Raw genomic sequence first — 16,923 nt, forward strand, 5'->3', positions numbered from 1 at the left:
TCGCTGCGATTGACCATCTGTCTTTATCGCGTGTCTTCTATGATGGCCATGAGATATCATTTATTCTGTATTTTCTAAGAGTCGAGGGGCGCACGTCATGACCTGTTCGCTGCAAATTGAGCAGAAGCGCCTGTCGGCCGTGCATGCATTGCAATGGCTGGAAACCGCGCACAACGAGAACTTCGACCGCCTGTGTCGTCTGGCCGCGGCTCACTTTCGCGTGCCGACCGTGCTGGTGTCGCTGGTGGAGAAAGACCGCCAGTGGTTTCCCGGACGTGTGGGTTTCGACGCGAGCCAGACCCCCATCGAACAGTCGTTCTGTCGTCACACCATCCAGAACGCTGGCGTGATGGTGGTCAACGATGCCCGCCAGGATCCGCGCTTTGCCGACAACGTGCTGGTGACGTCGCCCGGCGGCATTCGTTTTTACGCCGGTGCGCCGCTGTGCAACCAGCACGGCGATGTGCTCGGCAGTTTCTGCCTGATCGACCAGGTGCCTCGTGAGCTGCAACCTGCCGAACAGGCGGTCCTCGAAGATTTTGCGCAACTGGTCATGGGGCAGATCGAGCAGTGCCAGGTGATGCGCTATCGCCACCCGGTCAGCCTTCTGCCCAATTTGCAGCAGTTCTTGCTGGACACCCAAGACGTTACCTTGACCGATAGCCAGGTGCGGGTGATGGTGGTGATGCGCGCCCAGCCGATCGCGAGAGTGGCGAATGTCAGCGTCAGCACCAACCTGGACGCCCAGCAAACCCACCGCGACATTGCCAATTGCCTGCGTCGCCGTCTGGATGGCATCGCCGAGCTGTATCACGTCAACGATCTCGACTTCTGCCTGCAGATGAGCTGCGACCGGTCTCGACGGGACGAGCTGGTGCGCATGCTGCTGGCGCTGATTACCGAGCCCTTCACCCAACAACAAATCGCGGTGGGGCTGGCCTGCTGCGACGACGGTGTGAATTCCGTCGCGGCATTGATGGGCAAGGCGACCCACGCGGCGGGCATGGCCGTGTATCGACAGCTGCCATGGGCCGCCTATGACGAAGCTGAAGATTGCGCCCAGCGGCGCGCCTTGACGCTGCTTAATGAACTCGCTGGCGCACTGGTCAGTGGCGACATTTATCTGGAATACCAGCCGCGCTTCAGCCTGCACGATGGCCGCTTGCTGAGTGTGGAAGCGTTGATTCGCTGGACCCATCCCGTGCTGGGCAAGATCGGGCCGGCAGAATTCATTCCGTTGGTCGAGAGCGCCGGCAAGATCAGCACAGTGACACGCTGGGTGATCGACCGCGCGTTGACCGACCTCAGCGGCTGGATCGACGAAGAGGTGCGCCTGTCGCTTAACCTGTCGCCGCTGGACTTCGCCGAACTGGACATCGCGCTGACCCTGCAGAACGCCTGCCGGAAACACGGCGTCCAGCCCGCACGGCTGGAGGTTGAAATCACCGAAGGCGAATGGATACGCGCTGACAAACGCGTCACTGCTCAGCTCACCCGAATCCGTGAGCTGGGCGTGGACGTGGCCATCGACGACTTCGGCGCGGGCTATAGCAATTTTGCCTACCTGCACGAGATCCCGGCCAACATCCTCAAACTGGATAAATCCCTGGTCACGGACCTGGAGAGCAACCCGCGCAACCGCATCATTGCCCGGTCAGTGCTGCGGTTGGCCAGTGAACTGGGTTATCGGACGGTGGCGGAAGGCGTCGAAACCTTTCGCTGCATGAGCCTGGTCCGTGAGTTTGGCTGCGAGGAAGCGCAGGGTTACTTCCTGAGTCGGCCGCTGAAACTGCAACAGCTCAGGCAGCAGTGCCAGAACATCGCCCTGACGTTTATCGCCGAGCCTGTGGGCGCGACGGTGAATGAGGACTTGGCGGCGCAACGCGAGATACAAGCGGCGTGACCTGAGCGTGGGTGCTCCGGGCATCGACATCGACATCGAAATCGGTGTCCGCTGAACCGCCGCGTTCGCCAGCAAGCCGGCTCCTACGGGTTTTCGCCTGTCATCACACCGGGGGCGTCACGCCTGAACCGTGTCCGGTCAAAGCCGGTCCGCATCTCGGCATCATCCATGATCGATTGCCATTCACCGCAGCGCTGCCGCTCACGCCGCGGTGAATCATGGCGCGCTGTTACTCGCCCGACACCGGCGTTGGCTGAATGATTTCAACCCAGTAGCCATCCGGGTCTTTGACGAAGGCGAGGCTTTTCATGCGGCCGTCGGTCAGGCGCTTCTGGAAGTCCACACCCAGTTCTTCAAAGCGCGCACAGGCAGCGCGCACGTCCGGCACCGAAATGCAGATGTGACCGAAGCCACGCGGGTCGGTGTTGCCGTTATGGTAAGAAAATGCCGGATCTTTTTCGGTACCGTGGTTGTGGGTCAGCTCGAGAACGCCGGGGATGCCTTTCATCCAGACGTTGCGGGCGGCGTCGTCTTGCGGAATCTGCGCCTTGTCCACCAGCGCCAGGAAGTACAGGCTGAATTCCGCTTCCGGGAAGTCGCGTTTTTCCACCAGGCTGAAGCCCAGCACGCGAGTGTAAAAGTCCAGGGACGCCGTGATGTCCCTGACGCGCAACATGGTGTGGTTGAACACAAACTGGGCGGTCGAGGCGTCCGGGGTGGCCGTGACGCCGGGGAAGGTGTTGAGGTCGTTCAGACTCATGGTTGTCTCCGTTAACGCTAAAATGTTGCGTAATGATACGGGCTCATGGCCGACGCGCCAAACCGAAGGCGCAGATAACGCGGCTTTCGGCTTGTGGGCGGTGAATGACCCGCTCACACTTCGCGGCTCGACATTCAGGTATCGCCCATGCATCTCTCATTGCGCTCATGCGCCCGCGTTGCTTTCTGTCTCGTGCTGATGATGCCGGTCGTTGCGTCTTCGGCTGACGCCATGATCATCTGGCCCGAAGGCTGGGAGGTTGAGGACCTGCCCACTCCGCCAGCGGGCGAGGGTGAGCCCGCCGTGCTGATACGACAACGTGCGGTTAAAAACGATCAGAACGGTGATCCGGCCATGGTGGTCGAGCTGACCCAGACCAGGCTGCAACCCGGCCACTCGGTAAACGTGCAGAGCGTGCTGCTGGAAATGCGCAAGGCGGTGCAGGTGAACTTCGCGCGAGGAGGCTTTCAGAGCGTCTGCACGCGCATGAAAGACAGCACGCTGAGCGATGTCCCGGCAATGGAGACCACCTGCACCATCACCCAGAACGGCAACCACGTCATGACCCAGACACTGGTGGCCGCGGCGAGTCCCGAAAGGGCGTGGTCGTTGTCGTATGCCGGTTCGGCGCAGGGCTATGCGGCCCATAAAGATGAAGTGCTGCGAATCAGAGACGGCCTGAGGCTGGGTACGATGCCGTAGGCCAAGGCAGGGTTCATACAAATCGCGGGCATAAAGAAGCCCGCCGAAGCGGGCATTGGGGCGCTAATCCTTTAGCAGCCTTCATCCTCTACAAGTCGTTGTGAAAAAAATGTGAAGTCACGCACTGTTCGGCCTTGGTGTGAAAATCACCGGTCTCAGGATGAAGGCTATTAGCCAGCCTTCATGCGACCCCTGGCTTGCCTATAGAGCTGCATCAAACAAAAGAAACTCAGCGGTTAAGCTTGCTATAAACCGAACGTTCAATGACAGCGATATATCACGCTCTTTCGAATCTGTTCAGCTAATTGTCAGGTTTATTAGTCGACACCGGGCTCAAGCAAGCAGGGCTTTATTAAAGCGTGTAAGACTTCGCTTTGCGTCACCCGCGATTACATCGGTTGTTTGTTGGCGGTGGCATCGAATGACAGAGAAGCCCCGCAAACAGAGCTCCTTCTCGGCATTGCTGGCAATAGCAGACTAGCGACCACGCAACCAGGCATCTACGGATTCGGCGCCGTATTGTAATTTCCAGTTTTTCAAACCGCGATGGTTGCCGCCTTTGGTCTCGATCACTTCGCCGGTGTGGGGATTCTGGTAAACCTTGACGACGCGCGGACGGCGGCGCTTAGGGGCCGATGGGGCGGCATTGGAGGCGCCCGTGTGAGGGTCGAGGATGGCGATGATGTCTCGCAAGGTCTTGTCGTACGTGGTCATCAGGGCCTGCAGTTGCTGCTCGAACTCGATTTCCTTTTTCAATCCGGCGTCGTTTTTCAGATGCTCCAGCTGGGCCAGCTGCTCCTGAAGGGCTTTTTCTGCGGCGCGAAATTCGGCAAGTCTGGACACAATAATACTCCGGCAATGAAGGGCTGTTGTCAGCTCAATGCAAGCAGGCAGAACGCACGTCCGGGTCCGCTGCTTGGCGTTTTACCACTGTCTACCTTGTCCTTGAGATCAGGATCAACCGCCGATACTTACTTCATGAAGATGAACAGAGGTATCAAGGCGGGGTAGTTCAGTTGTGGCGCGAGTAAATAATGCACTTTTTTTCGCGTTGTAAAATAGCGCAGGGCGCATTGTTAAATGAAACATCCGGGAGGCAGTAAGCAGGTCTGACAAAAAAACAATAATAGGCGCAAACCGTTGTAAGTAATTTCTTATATTTTGCCGCTATTGGAAACAGTCACGTTCTAAAGGCCTTGCTGGAGGGCAGGATCATCTGCGTTTAGCTGCTCCAGTTCGGCCAGCAAGACTTGCACTTTTTGCAACTGGCCGGCCTCTGTCCAGTAGCGAATGAGCAGGATCCTGGCGCGGCGGTCAGCGGGTTCGCGCTGGAGAATGTCTTCCAGCTGACGCTGCGCGGCCTCAAGCTGGTCCAGATCGTGGAGGGCAACCGCCAGGTCATAACGGTAACCGGTGTTGTCCGGCTCCAGCTCGATGGCCCGGGTCAGCGCAAGCAGGGCGTATTCGGTTTGTTTATGACGCAGCAGCCACTGGCCGAGCGCGTGTTGCGCGAGAGACGACTGCGGGTGTTTTTGCAGCCATTGAGCGAGCAATTGACGGGAACGGTCGGTCTGGCCCTGCCGGTCGAGCATGTCCACCAGTGCCAGGCCGGTCTCCAGGTTGTCCGGTTCCAGTCTGTTGGCCAGTTCCAGCGCTTCGACTGCCTGTTGCGGCGTGCCGTTGTTGAGGTAGAGCTGGGCGAGCGCGAGTTGACGTTGGCCGCTTGGGGGCTGGGCGATCAATGCGTGTTCGTACTGCTGAGCGGCTTCCTGCAACGGGCCGTAATAGAGGCCCAGTTCATCCGGGGTCAACGGCAGCAACGCCCGCACGGCGCTGAAGCGCACCTCGTCATTGGTATCCTCGAGCAGCGGGCCGAGCAGGGTGCTGCGTTGGGCTTGCGGCAACATGGCGGTGACGGTCTGGATGGCGGCCTGTTGAACCAGAGGAGCAGGGCGTTTGAGATCGCCGCGCAGTATCTTCAGCGCCTGCGCCCCCGGGTAGTTGGCCAGCTCGGCAAGAAGGCCGGCGCGGCGGATGTCGGAGAGGTCGGTGCGGCTGAATTGCTGATACAGCACCCGCGCGGCGCCAGGCTTGCCGCCGTGGGCCTGCTCCATCGCTTCAGCGTAGCTGTGATTGACTTGCGGTGCCGCGGGCGGCGCGTGCCAGTTACGCACCAGCAATGCGATGGCGATGATCAGCAGCAACAGCGCCAGCGCAATTGCCACCTGCCAGCGACGTCGCGCCTTGAGCTGAGCGGGTGTGCGCCGGGAAGACGATTCAGACATATCGGTTTCCGTTTGTGCGTGTGCAGCAGCTTCGGGGAGAGACCGCCGGGTGTCAAACGCTCTGGGATTTGATTCGCCCTCCCAGCGCTCACAGGGTGTTTTCCAGATCAGAAAAAAAGCCCCGAACCTTGCGGATTCGGGGCCGTTTCATGGCTGCGGAGCTGACGTGGGTTGAGCGGTCGCGCCGCTCAACCCGGGGCGTCAGGCGTTCGGCTGCCAGCCACCGCCAAGGGCTTTGTAGATGGCCACAATGCCGCGGTACACGTCGATCTCGGCCAGGGCCTGACTGTCCTCGGCCGCCAAACGCTCACGTTCGGCGTCCAGCAGCACGAGGAAGTCAGCCGTGCCTTCACGGTACTGGATGTTTGCCAGATTGGCCGCCGACCGGCTGGCTTCGCTCTGTCGCACCAACGACACCAGACGCTGCTGGCGTTTGTCGTAGTCGCTGAAGGCGTTTTCGGTTTCTTCCAGGGCCAGCAGCACTTGCTGTTCGTAGTTGGCCAGTGCGCCTTCGGCATCGGCGTTGGCGCCGCGAATCCGCGCCCTCACGCTTCCCAGGTCGAACGCTGCCCACGTGATGCTGGGACCGAGGCCCCACGCCTGGGCGGCGCCAGAACCGATCTGCGAACCGCGGCTGGCGGTAAAGCCCAGGAAACCGCTCAAGCTGACCCGAGGGAACAGGTCAGCGGTCTGCACGCCGATCCTCGCGGTCTGCGCCGCCAGTTGCCGTTCGGCACTGCGCACGTCCGGACGGTTTTCCAGCAGCTTGGTCGGATCGCCGATGGGCAAGGCCTTGGAGATCGCCGGTAGCTGGGCCGGGGCGAGGGTGGCGGTCATGGCATCCGGACGTTCGCCGAGCAGGGTGGCGATGCGGTTGCGTTCGCGCACTTGTTCAGCCTGAAGCTGCGGAATGGTCGCTTCCACCGCCGCCAGACGTGCGTCGGCACGCACCACGTCAAGTTCGTTGCCCACGCCTTCGTCACGCAGCTGAGCGGTCACGCTGCGGGAGTTCTGCTGGTTCTTCAGGTTATCCCGGGCGATGTGCTCGCGCAGTTGAGCGCCGCGCAACTGGCCGTAGGCGTCGACCAGCTCGGCGATCATGGTCACCTGCAGTTGATAGAGGTTCGCCTCGGCGGCCTGCTGGTCGGCATCGCTGGCTTCCAGCTCGCGCTGGATGCGGCCGAACAAATCGACTTCCCAGGCCATGTCCAGGCCCAGGTCGTAGCGTTCCTGATTGACCCGGTGCTCGGTTTCACCCGGCACCTGAGCGCGGCCGAGCTGGCTGCTCGCGCGGCTGGTGACCACGGGCATGGCATCGTTGCTGATGTCGTCACGAATCGCACGGGACGCTTTCAGGCGGGCGAAAGCGACGCGCAGTTCGCGGTTGCCTTGCAGCGATTCGGCGACCAGCTTGTTCAGCGTCGGGTCGTCGAACTGCTGCCACCAGATGGTCTCGATGTGGCTGCGGTCGTAGGTCTGCTGCGTGGCGGCCTGAATGTTGGCCGCCGCGGTCTCCGGCTTTTTATAGTCCGGGCCGACGGCGCAGGCCGCCAGTGCCAGGACCAACAGGCTCGGCAGGAAGAGTTTTGCAGCCTTCATCAATGAGCCTCCGAAGCGTTGGTCTGAATGCGTTGAGCCTTGGCCGCCTTGCGTGCCTCTTTGCGTCCAACGTAGTTTCGAATCAGTACATAGAAGACCGGCGTCAACAGCAGACCGAAGAAGGTCACGCCGAGCATTCCGGAGAACACCGCCACGCCCATGGCATGACGCATTTCGGCACCCGCGCCGCTGGACAGCACCAGCGGGACCACGCCCATGATGAAGGCGAAGGACGTCATCAGGATCGGACGCAGACGCAGACGGCACGCCTCGAGAACAGCTTCCAGCGGGGTCTTGCCCTTGTCTTGCTCATCCTTGGCGAACTCGACGATCAGAATCGCGTTCTTGCACGCCAGGCCCACCAGTACGATCAGGCCGATCTGGGTGAAGATGTTGTTGTCGCTCCCGGCGATGATCACACCGGCAATGGCCGACAGCAGCGTCATCGGAACAATCAGGATCACCGCCAGCGGCAGGCTCCAGCTTTCATACAGTGCGGCCAGTACCAGGAACGCCAGCAGTACGCAGAGCGGGAAGACCAGCAGGGCCGTGTTGCCTGACAGGATTTGCTGGTAGGTCAGGTCGGTCCACTCGTAGGTCATGCCGTTGGGCAGTTCTTCCTTGAGCAGTTTTTCCATCGCCACCTGCGCCTGACCCGAGCTGAAACCGGGGCCCGCGGCGCCGTTGATCTCGGCGGTGATGAAGCCGTTGTAGTGCATGACGCGGTCGGGGCCCGAGGTGTTGGTGACGTTCAACAGCGTCGCCAGCGGGATCATTTCGCCGCGGTTGTTGCGCACCTTCAATTGGCCGATCTGTTCAGCGTCCTGACGGAACTGCTGCTCAGCCTGCACATTGACCTGATAGGTCCGCCCGAAGCGGTTGAAGTCGTTGGCGTACAGCGAGCCCAGGTAAACCTGAAGGGTGTCGAAGATGTCGCTGATCGGCACGCCCAGTGTCTTGGCTTTTTCGCGGTCAATGGCGGCATCGACCTGCGGCACGTTCACCGTGTAGCTGGTGAACAGCGCGGCCAGTTCCGGCACGCTGCGGCTCTTGCCAATGATGTTCATCGTCTCTTTGTACAGATCGTCGTAACCCAGGTTGCCACGGTCCTCAATCTGCAGACGGAAGCCGCCGATCGTGCCCAGGCCCTGTACCGGCGGCGGCGGGAAGATCGCCATGTAGGCTTCCTGGATCCCCGCATACTTGGCATTGAGGGCACCGGCGATCGCACCGGCGGACTCGCTGGCAAGCTTGCGCTCATCGAAGGATTTCAGGGCTACGAAGACGATGCCGGAGTTGGGGCTGTTGGTGAAGCCGTTGATCGACAGCCCGGGAAAAGCAATGGCATTCTCAACGCCTGGCTGTTCCAGGGCGAGAGCGGACATCTTTTTGATCACATCTTCTGTACGGTCCAGGCTCGCGGCGTCCGGCAATTGCGCGAAGGCCACGAGGTACTGCTTGTCCTGGGCCGGCACGAAACCGGTCGGCGTGGTGGAGAACCCCAGCCAGGTCAGGACGATCAGGCCTGCGTACACCACCAGTGCGACACCGCTGATACGGATCACCCGCCCAACCGTGCCGACGTAGCCGTTACTGGCTTTAACGAAGAAGCGGTTGAACGGACGGAACAGCCAGCCGCCCAGCAGCTTGTCGAGGAAGCGGGAGAAACCGTCCTTCGGTGCATCGTGAGCGCGCAGCAATACAGCGGCCAGCGCAGGCGACAGGGTCAGGGAATTGATGGCCGAGATCACCGTGGAAATGGCGATGGTCAACGCAAACTGTTTATAGAATTGCCCGGTCAACCCGGAGATGAATGCCGCCGGGATGAACACCGCACACAGCACCAGTGCCGTTGCGATGATCGGGCCGGTCACTTCACGCATGGCGATCTGTGTGGCTTCCATGGGCGGATGGCCGAGTTCGATGTTCCGCTCGACGTTCTCCACCACCACGATGGCATCGTCGACGACAATACCGATGGCCAACACCAGTCCGAACAGCGACAGCGCGTTGAGGGAGAAGCCGAACAGGTGCATGACGGCGAACGTACCGATCAGCGACACCGGCACGGCGGCCAGCGGGATGATCGAGGCGCGCCAGGTCTGCAGGAACAGGATCACCACCAGTACGACCAGGATCAGTGCTTCGAACAGCGTATGAACCACTGCCTCGATGGAGCCGCGCACGAAGATGGTCGGGTCATAGACGATGCTGTAGTCCATGCCTTCCGGGAAGCTCTTTTTCAGCAGTTCCATTTCGCCGCGCACTTCGTTGGAAATGTCGATGGCGTTGGAGCCCGGGCGCTGGAAGATCGGGATAGCCACTGCCGGCTGGTTGTTCAGCAATGAACGCAGGGCGTACTGGCTGGACCCCAGCTCGACGCGAGCGATGTCTTTGACCCGGGTGATTTCGCCGTTGTCGCCAGCACGAACGATGATGTTTTCGAACTCTTCCTCGGAAATCAGACGGCCCTGGGTGTTGATCGACATCTGGAAGCTGGTGGCGCTCGGGGAGGGCGGTGCGCCCAGTTGACCGGCGGCGACCTGACGGTTCTGCTCGCGGATGGCGTTGACCACGTCGGTCGCAGTGATGTTGCGCGAAGCGGTTTTGTTCGGGTCCAGCCAGACGCGCAACGAGTAGTCACCCATGCCGAACAGCTGCACGTCGCCGACACCGCCCAGACGCGCCAGCTCATCCTTGATGTTCAGGACCGCGTAGTTGGACAGGTACAGCATGTCGTAGCGCTGATCAGGGGAGGTCAGGTGGACCACCATCGTCAGGTCAGGCGAGGCCTTGTCCACGGTGATACCGATGCGCGTCACTTCTTCGGGCAGCTTGGGCTCGGTCCGGGTGACCCGGTTCTGCACCTGCACCTGCGCGGTGTCGAGGTTGGTGCCCAGCGCGAAGGTGATGGTCAGGGTCAGCTTGCCGTCGGCAGTGGCCTGAGAGGACATGTAAAGCATGCCCTCGACACCGGTGATCGCCTGTTCCAGTGGCGCGGCCACGGTTTCGCCGATCACTTTCGGGTTGGCGCCGGGGAAGTTGGCGCGCACGACCACGGTCGGCGGCACCACTTCGGGGTATTCACTGATTGGCAACTGGAACAGCGAGATCGCGCCGGCGATCAGGATCAGCAGCGAGAGCACTGCCGCGAAGATCGGTCGCGTAATAAAAAATTTGGAGAAATTCATCGAGTGTGTCCCTTAACCGCGTGGCGTGGCGGAAGCAGCTACCTTGGCGTCCAGCTTGGGCTGTGCCTTGGGTTGATTGCTGGCTTCGAGCGCCTGGCGTTGTTGTTGCAGCGCGGTGATGGTTTCGGCGCTGGCCATCGGCGTGTCTTGCGGGTCAACCGGTGAACCCGGACGCACGCGCTGCAGACCGGCGACGACGATGCGGTCGTCTTTGCCCAGGCCGCTGCGCACGATGCGCAGGCCTTCAAGCTTCGGTCCCAGATCTACGCTGCGATAGATCGCCTTGTTGTCCTTGTCCACCACCAGCACGAATTTCTTGCCCAGGTCGGTGCCCACGGCTTCGTCCTTGATCAACATGGCCGAATAGGAGGCGCTGCCGACCAGCTTCAGGCGTGCGTACAGGCCCGGCGTGTATTCGCCCTTGCTGTTGTCGAACACGGCGCGGCCACGGATGGTGCCGGTGCGCGGATTGACCTGGTTGTCGACAAAGTTCATCTGACCCAGGTGCGGGTTCTCCGCTTCGTTGGACAGGCCCATGTACACCGGGGTGGTTGCGCCGCGTTTGCCGTCGCGCGCCAACTGGTTGTACTTGAGGAACACGCGCTCGTCGGCGTCGAAATAGGCGTAGACCTTATCGGTCGAGACCAGGCTGGTGAGGATCGTCTGGTCGGCGGTGACGATGTTGCCTGTGGTGATTTCCGCACGGCTGACGCGGCCGGTGATTGGCGCCGTGACGCGGGTAAAGCTCAGGTTCAGGCGCGCCAGGTCAAGCTGTGCCTGAATGCCGGCGACAGCCGCTTTGGATTCCTGTGCGGTGGTGGTACGCGAATCGGCGAGTTCGGCGGAGATCGCATTGTTGGTGCGAAGACGTTCGCCGCGCTGGGCTTCATTGGTGCTGCGCAGTGCCGCGGCCTTCGATTGCTGCAGTTGAGCTTCCAGGCGATGCACTTCCGCTTCGAACGGGCGCGGATCGATCTGGAACAGCAGGTCGCCTTTTTTCACCAACTCGCCGTCAGTGAAGGCGACCGAATCGATCTGGCCTGAAACACGCGGACGAACCTGAACGGTTTCCGGCGCTTCAAGGCGCGCGGTGACTTCGTCCCACTCGTTGATCGGTTGCTCGATCACCTTGGCCACGTTGACTTTCGCCGCCGCCGGCGCAACCGTCGCTTCAGGCGTCCGGCCGCACGCGCTGATGACCACCAGGGTCAACGCGGCGAGGGGATAGCGCAAAGGAGTTAAAGACTGAAGCATGGGAGAATCCGCCGATGTTATTGAGATGGGCGGATAATGTTCTCGGGGGTGTTATTGCACGAATCGAATGGCGCGAAGGTAACTATCAGTCTTAATGATGTTCGCCGCACGCATATCTGTGACCTTGAGACTCAGTTGCGTCCTTGCAAGTTCCGACTTGCACGGTCATACACCTTTCGGCTCGCAGCGCGACAGGGCCGTCATCCTCCAGCCCAACGGAATGCTGCTTATTAAATCCAATATATTGTGGCTTAAGCCTTTATTAGGAATATAAGCCACCAATATAGGGAATTATCGGCCTTGAGCGTCCCTCGGGTTAGCCCTACACTCAGGCCTTCAAGCGCAGGCAGGTCTCGAAGTCATGCTCGATTTAAGCTTCACCAAACCCGATGAAATCGTCCGCCGTCTGTGCGCGCGTCTGCGTGCGGAGCGGTTGGCCTTGCAGATGACCCAAGCCGACGTGGCCCGTCGTGCGGGGGTGGGCGCCAACACAGTCTCCAATCTGGAAGCCGGGCGCAACGTCGGGTTCGAGAACCTGGTGCGAGTGGCGATGGTGCTGGGCCGGACCAAGGAGCTTGAAGGGCTGTTCCTGCCCAGGCTCGACAGCCTCGATGACATCCGCCGTTACGAAGACGCTGCCACGCGTCAGCGGATAAAGAGGAAGTCGGGCGATGCTTGAGCAGGTCCAGGTGTATTACAACGGCTGGGACGAGCGCTGGCTGTGGGGCACGTTAGTGTCGACCACGGCTATCACCGGTCGGCCACAGATTGTCTTCCAGTACAGCGACGATGCGTTGTCCAGAGGCCTGGAGCTGTCGGCGTACACGCTGCCGCTCGCCGGCCCGCGTCTGCGGCGAGGCTTCGCCGCCCACCAGTTGAATCTGCCGGGTCCGGTCTATGACGCATTGCCGGATGGCTGGGGCATGTTGCTGATGGACCGGTTGTTCAGGCGCCGCCAGCTCAATGCGGCGCGCATCGGGCCGCTTGAACGGCTGGCGTACATCGGCAACACGGCGATGGGCGCGATGTCATTCGAGCCTGTCGCGCCCGAGGGGCTGGAGCCGCAAGCCCACGTGCCGATCGAGCTGCTGGCCGCCGAGATTCAGGCGGTCGTCCAGGGTGACGGCGGGGAATTCCTGCACACACTGATGCTGGTCGGCGGTTCGCCCCAGGGCGCGCGGCCAAAGGCGTTGGTCTACCGCGACCCTGAAACGGGCGCTTTCACCACGGCCCCGACGCCGGGTTTCGAGGCCTGGCTCATCAAGTTTCCGGCCAAGGGCGAACACGCCGAGGTCTGCGCCATCGAAATGGTCTACGCCCAGTGCCTGCGGTTGTGTGGCATCAAGACCCCCGACACTCAGCACTTCGTATTGCCCAACGGCCTGGCGGCCTTTGCCAGTCGCCGCTTTGACCGGGATCAGGGCAGGCGAGTGCCGATGCAGAGCCTTGCCGCGTTCACCGGTGCGGACTACACCTCGCCCGGAGCGCTGGACTACGTCAACTTTCTGCGCGCGACGCAACTCTGCACCAACGATGTCCGCGAAAAAGCCATCGCGTTCGAGCGTGCCGTGTTCAACGTTGCGTTCAACAACCGCGACGATCATCCGAAGAATTTCGCGTACATCATGTCGGCGTTCGGCACCTGGACGCTGGCGCCGGCCTACGACGTGACTTTCTGCGAGGGGCCGGGCGGTTATCACCAGATGGACGTGATGGGTGAGGCGCTGGCGATTGACCGCAAGGCGCTGCTGCGGCTTGCCGACGAGGCCGAAGTGGCAGCGGGGAAGGCCGCAGGGATCATTGACGGGGTATGTGATGTGGCGAGCCGGTTCAGAGTGATCGCCGAGCAGACCCGCTCTGGCCTGATTACCCCGGCAACCCTTGAAATGCTTCAGGCGCGAATCAACGAGAACGTCGTGCTGCTGCGCTGATGCCTTCCCGGCTAAAACCGGTCTATAGGGGATACGCGGTGCTTTAGTGGGACCGGCTTCAGCCGGGAAGAGGCCGGTCTGAACGCCACAAGCTCTGCGGTGTGGCAAGCCTTCCGGCTGAAGCTGGTCCTATCAAATCCGATCTGACTTAATGCGGCCAGCATTAACGCGCGTTGCAAAAACCGCAATGGTGAGTTGAGTTTTCTGGTGATTCCCGCCAGGCGCCGTGCCCAACAGGCTTTGGCATGAATTCATCCATGCGGGCCTTTATATGAACACCTTCGATCCAGCCAGCACTCCCCTTGGTAACAGCGGCGTCAGTCGACGCGGTATGTTACAAGCCTCCGTGGTGGGAGCCGTAGCCGCAGTGGGCGCGCCATTTGTGGCCGCTGCATCGGCCAGCTCACATTCGTCTGCGCGGCACAGTGGCGTCGAGTTCGATGACGCATTCCGACTCACGTTCCACACGCAAAAGGTCGGCGATGTCGAGGTGTTCTATCGCGAAGTGGGTGCCAGGGATGCCCCGGTGTTGCTGCTGCTCCACGGCTTCCCGACCGCCAGCCATATGTTCCGCAACCTGATGCCACTGCTGGCAAGCCAGTACCGCCTGATCGCGCCGGATTTGCCCGGTTTCGGTAACACCAACGCACCGCCGCGGGGTCAGTTCGACTACACCTTCAACAACCTGTACAAGGTGGTTGAAGGTTTCACCGAGGCGTTGGGGCTGAGTCGATACGCGCTGTATATCTTCGACTACGGTGCGCCAATCGGGCTGCGCCTCGCCGCCGCGAACCCGGAAAAGGTGACGGCGATCATCAGCCAGAACGGCAACGCTTATCTTGAAGGCTTCAGTGATCAGTGGGATCCGTGGCAAGCCTATTGGCGTGATCCTTCGCCGGCCAACCGCGAAGCCTGTCGCCCGTCGTTGTCGCCCAAGACTATCCGCGACTGGCAATACGGCACCGGTGCTGATCCCGAGAAGCTCTCACCCGACGGCTACAACCTCGACATCCTGTACATGGCACGGCCCGGCGCTGATGACATACAGCTGGACCTGATTCTCGACTACCGCACCAATGTCGCCAGCTATCCCGCGTTTCAGGCGTATTTACGCAAGCAGCAGCCGCCCTTGCTCGCTGTCTGGGGCAAGCACGACCCGGCCTTCATACCGCCTGGGGCGCTGGCGTTTGGCAAGGATATTCCGGACGCCGAGATCCATCTGCTGGACGCCGGCCACTTCGCCCTGGAAACCCATGCGCCTGAGATCGCCCACTGCATTCGTGACTTCCTGTCGCGAAAGCTGCGGGCGTGAAACGCCCCTCCAGGCCGGCCTGACGCGTCGGTGTGGCCACCGGCGTGCGCCGTTCGTCGTCGTAACGAGTGTCGACATGCCGATACGGGGTTTCTCTCAGGGAGTCTGTCCTGAGCGCCTTTGCGATGCTACCAGCCAGATGCTATTAATGCCGCATCCTATGCACAGGAGGCATGGCCCCTTGGAACTTGTCTGGCTCGAAGATCTCTCAGCGCTTGCGGAGTACGGCAGTTTTGTCCGCGCCGCTGAAGCACGGCACGTCACGCAACCGGCGTTTAGTCGCAGAGTTCGGTCGCTGGAGAACTGGATGGGCGTGGAGTTGTTCGTGCGCACGCCCCAGGGCGCGACGCTGACCCAGGCGGGCAGGCAAATTTTGCCCAGCGCCCAGGCAGCGGCGCGGCATTTGTACCGGATGCGCAACGAGGCGCAAGAAGTGGCCGGCATGGCAGCCCGGTCACTCAAGTTCGCGGCCACCCACTCCCTGTCGTTCACCTTCTTCCCCAAATGGCTGCGAAGCTCGGAAAACGGCGCGCTCATCGAAGCCGTGCAGCTGCATTCCGACAGCATGGCCGTCTGCGAGCAGATGCTGATCCATGGTCAAGTGCAGTTTCTGCTCTGCCACCGTCATCCCGACGTGCCGCCGCTGCTGGCCCCCGACCAGTTCATCAGCAAGAAGGTCGGTGAAGATGTGCTCGTGCCCCTGGCAAGCAGCTCGACCCACTTCGGCACCTCGCCAGCGGCATTGCCGTACCTGGCGTATACCCACGAATCAGGATTGGGTCGCATCGTCGCGCACAGACTGCGGGGCAAGGAAGATTACCTTCACCTCAAGCCGCTGTTCAGCAGCCACCTTGCCGCGGTGCTGATGTCCATGGCCCTGGAAAGCAAAGGCGTGGCGTGGCTGCCGAAAAGCCTCACCGAGCAGGAAGTGCTTGAAGGCCGGCTGGTGAGGGCGCTCGACGACAGCTGGGACATACCGCTGGACATTCATTTGACGCGGCCCAAAGCACAACTTGGCCCGTCCGCCGAAGCGTTCTGGGCCGAGGCGGGCAGCGGGGTTGGTATTGTGGGCTGACAGAAAAGACGGTTCTGTCCTTGCCAGTATGTCGCCGTGTCAGAGACTGTCGGGATCGCCGAAAAACTTTTTGACTGGGCTCTAGGGCTGTCTTTCCAGGTCGATTAAGCTTTTGTTTGCCCCCACTTTTGCCCCCATTCGTACCGAGTGTGCGAGTGATCGCGAATGGCGATCTTCGACGGACTTGGCTATTCCTGGCCGGTTCAGCTGTTGGGCCAGGTCGCTGATCAGTCGTTAGGCAAGTGCAACTGCACTTCCATGGCGTCATGGAGGAGTCTGACGACCTCAATCACGTCGTCGTTTGCCACACGATAGAACACGATATGGCGTGGGCTTTTGACCGTTCCATGGGTGTGTTTGGCCTGCTGGCGTGAGTAGATGAGGTGATAGCTGCGAAGGCCCGGTGCAAGCTCATCGCGGTCGTGGCTGCCAATGCGAAAAGGCGTGTCGGCAAGCACTTTCAGCGCCGCGAGGATCAGCGTCTGGTAGCGCTGGCGTGCTTGATCGCCGAACTGCGTCTGGGAGAGCCTGAGGATGTCGACAATGTCGGCGCGCGCCGCGCTGGAAATCCGATACTGCGGCATGCTCAGTGTTTCTCTCTCGCGGGGAGGGTGGCCTCCAGGCTCAAGCCCTCGAGGTACTGCTCTAGATCTCCTTCGTTCACCTGAGTAAAGCGCCCATGCTCAAGATCCATGATACCGATCGAGGTCGCCTGACGCAGTGCCTCGATTTTGGCGGTGTCTTCGGCGACGCGCTGCTCCAATAAACGCAAACCTTCCCGCATCACTTCGCTGGCATTCTGATAACGGCCGGACTGCACCAGGTCATGAATAACCTGATCCTGGTGAGGGGTGAGCACAACGTTTCGCGTCGCCATAACTAGCTCCAGCTCTATGCAAACAGGTACTTTT

14 protein-coding genes are annotated in these 16,923 nt (G+C 61.0%); 6 read left to right on the top strand and 8 right to left on the bottom strand.

The window, feature by feature from the left end:
- The first annotated feature begins 97 nt into the window (after positions 1–97).
- Positions 98–1,903 (top strand): sensor domain-containing diguanylate cyclase, encoded by a 1,806-nt coding sequence (locus VF672_RS09225; protein ID WP_331103885.1) that lies wholly within the window; start codon positions 98–100, stop codon positions 1,901–1,903.
- 229 nt (positions 1,904–2,132) lie between these two features.
- Here the strand turns inward: VF672_RS09225 and gloA are convergent, their stop codons facing one another.
- Positions 2,133–2,663, bottom strand: a complete 531-nt coding sequence (gene gloA, locus VF672_RS09230; protein ID WP_331103887.1) for a lactoylglutathione lyase — start codon at positions 2,661–2,663, stop codon at positions 2,133–2,135.
- A gap of 198 nt (positions 2,664–2,861) precedes the next feature.
- On the opposite strand from gloA, the gene VF672_RS09235 reads away from it, so the two are divergent.
- Positions 2,862–3,365: a DUF4946 domain-containing protein gene (locus tag VF672_RS09235; protein ID WP_331103909.1), complete on the top strand. Its 504-nt coding sequence runs from the start codon at positions 2,862–2,864 to the stop codon at positions 3,363–3,365.
- Positions 3,366–3,842: 477 nt separating this feature from the next.
- On the opposite strand, the gene VF672_RS09240 is transcribed toward VF672_RS09235, so the two are convergent.
- The 5 genes from VF672_RS09240 to mexE form a co-directional block, all read right to left on the bottom strand.
- Positions 3,843–4,208: a histone-like nucleoid-structuring protein, MvaT/MvaU family gene (locus VF672_RS09240; RefSeq protein WP_331103889.1), complete on the bottom strand. Its 366-nt coding sequence runs from the start codon at positions 4,206–4,208 to the stop codon at positions 3,843–3,845.
- A gap of 344 nt (positions 4,209–4,552) precedes the next feature.
- Complete coding sequence (locus VF672_RS09245; RefSeq protein ID WP_331103891.1) at positions 4,553–5,650, bottom strand: tetratricopeptide repeat protein; 1,098 nt, start codon at positions 5,648–5,650, stop codon at positions 4,553–4,555.
- 201 nt (positions 5,651–5,851) lie between these two features.
- Positions 5,852–7,249: a TolC family protein gene (locus tag VF672_RS09250; protein ID WP_331103893.1), complete on the bottom strand. Its 1,398-nt coding sequence runs from the start codon at positions 7,247–7,249 to the stop codon at positions 5,852–5,854.
- On the bottom strand, positions 7,249–10,440 hold the full coding sequence (locus VF672_RS09255) for an efflux RND transporter permease subunit (protein ID WP_331103895.1): 3,192 nt from the start codon (positions 10,438–10,440) through the stop codon (positions 7,249–7,251). Before VF672_RS09255 ends, VF672_RS09250 begins: the two co-directional genes overlap by 1 nt.
- 12 nt (positions 10,441–10,452) lie before the next feature.
- On the bottom strand, positions 10,453–11,694 hold the full coding sequence (gene mexE / locus VF672_RS09260; protein ID WP_331103897.1) for a multidrug efflux RND transporter periplasmic adaptor subunit MexE: 1,242 nt from the start codon (positions 11,692–11,694) through the stop codon (positions 10,453–10,455).
- Between the two features lie 361 nt (positions 11,695–12,055).
- Between mexE and VF672_RS09265 the strand changes: the two genes are divergently transcribed.
- The 4 genes from VF672_RS09265 to VF672_RS09280 all read left to right on the top strand — a co-directional run bounded on the left by VF672_RS09265 (position 12,056) and on the right by VF672_RS09280 (position 16,012).
- A complete protein-coding gene (locus VF672_RS09265; protein ID WP_331103899.1) occupies positions 12,056–12,373 on the top strand; it encodes a helix-turn-helix transcriptional regulator in 318 nt (105 codons plus the stop codon).
- Positions 12,366–13,625 carry a type II toxin-antitoxin system HipA family toxin gene (locus VF672_RS09270; protein WP_331103901.1) on the top strand — a complete coding sequence of 420 codons (1,260 nt, stop codon included), beginning with the start codon at positions 12,366–12,368 and terminating at the stop codon, positions 13,623–13,625. The genes VF672_RS09265 and VF672_RS09270 overlap by 8 nt, the downstream gene beginning before the upstream one ends.
- 271 nt (positions 13,626–13,896) lie before the next feature.
- Positions 13,897–14,937: an alpha/beta hydrolase gene (locus VF672_RS09275; protein WP_331103902.1), complete on the top strand. Its 1,041-nt coding sequence runs from the start codon at positions 13,897–13,899 to the stop codon at positions 14,935–14,937.
- 181 nt (positions 14,938–15,118) lie between these two features.
- Complete coding sequence (locus tag VF672_RS09280) at positions 15,119–16,012, top strand: LysR family transcriptional regulator (protein ID WP_331103904.1); 894 nt, start codon at positions 15,119–15,121, stop codon at positions 16,010–16,012.
- Positions 16,013–16,239: 227 nt separating this feature from the next.
- Here the strand turns inward: VF672_RS09280 and VF672_RS09285 are convergent, their stop codons facing one another.
- Entirely contained in the window at positions 16,240–16,596 is a 357-nt protein-coding gene (locus VF672_RS09285) for a type II toxin-antitoxin system RelE/ParE family toxin (RefSeq protein WP_331103906.1), read from the bottom strand.
- 2 nt (positions 16,597–16,598) lie between these two features.
- Complete coding sequence (locus VF672_RS09290) at positions 16,599–16,889, bottom strand: type II toxin-antitoxin system ParD family antitoxin (protein WP_331103911.1); 291 nt, start codon at positions 16,887–16,889, stop codon at positions 16,599–16,601.
- Between the last annotated feature and the right edge of the window lie 34 nt (positions 16,890–16,923).

It is taken from the genome of Pseudomonas sp. (assembly GCF_036387035.1).
Lineage (GTDB): Bacteria > Pseudomonadota > Gammaproteobacteria > Pseudomonadales > Pseudomonadaceae > Aquipseudomonas.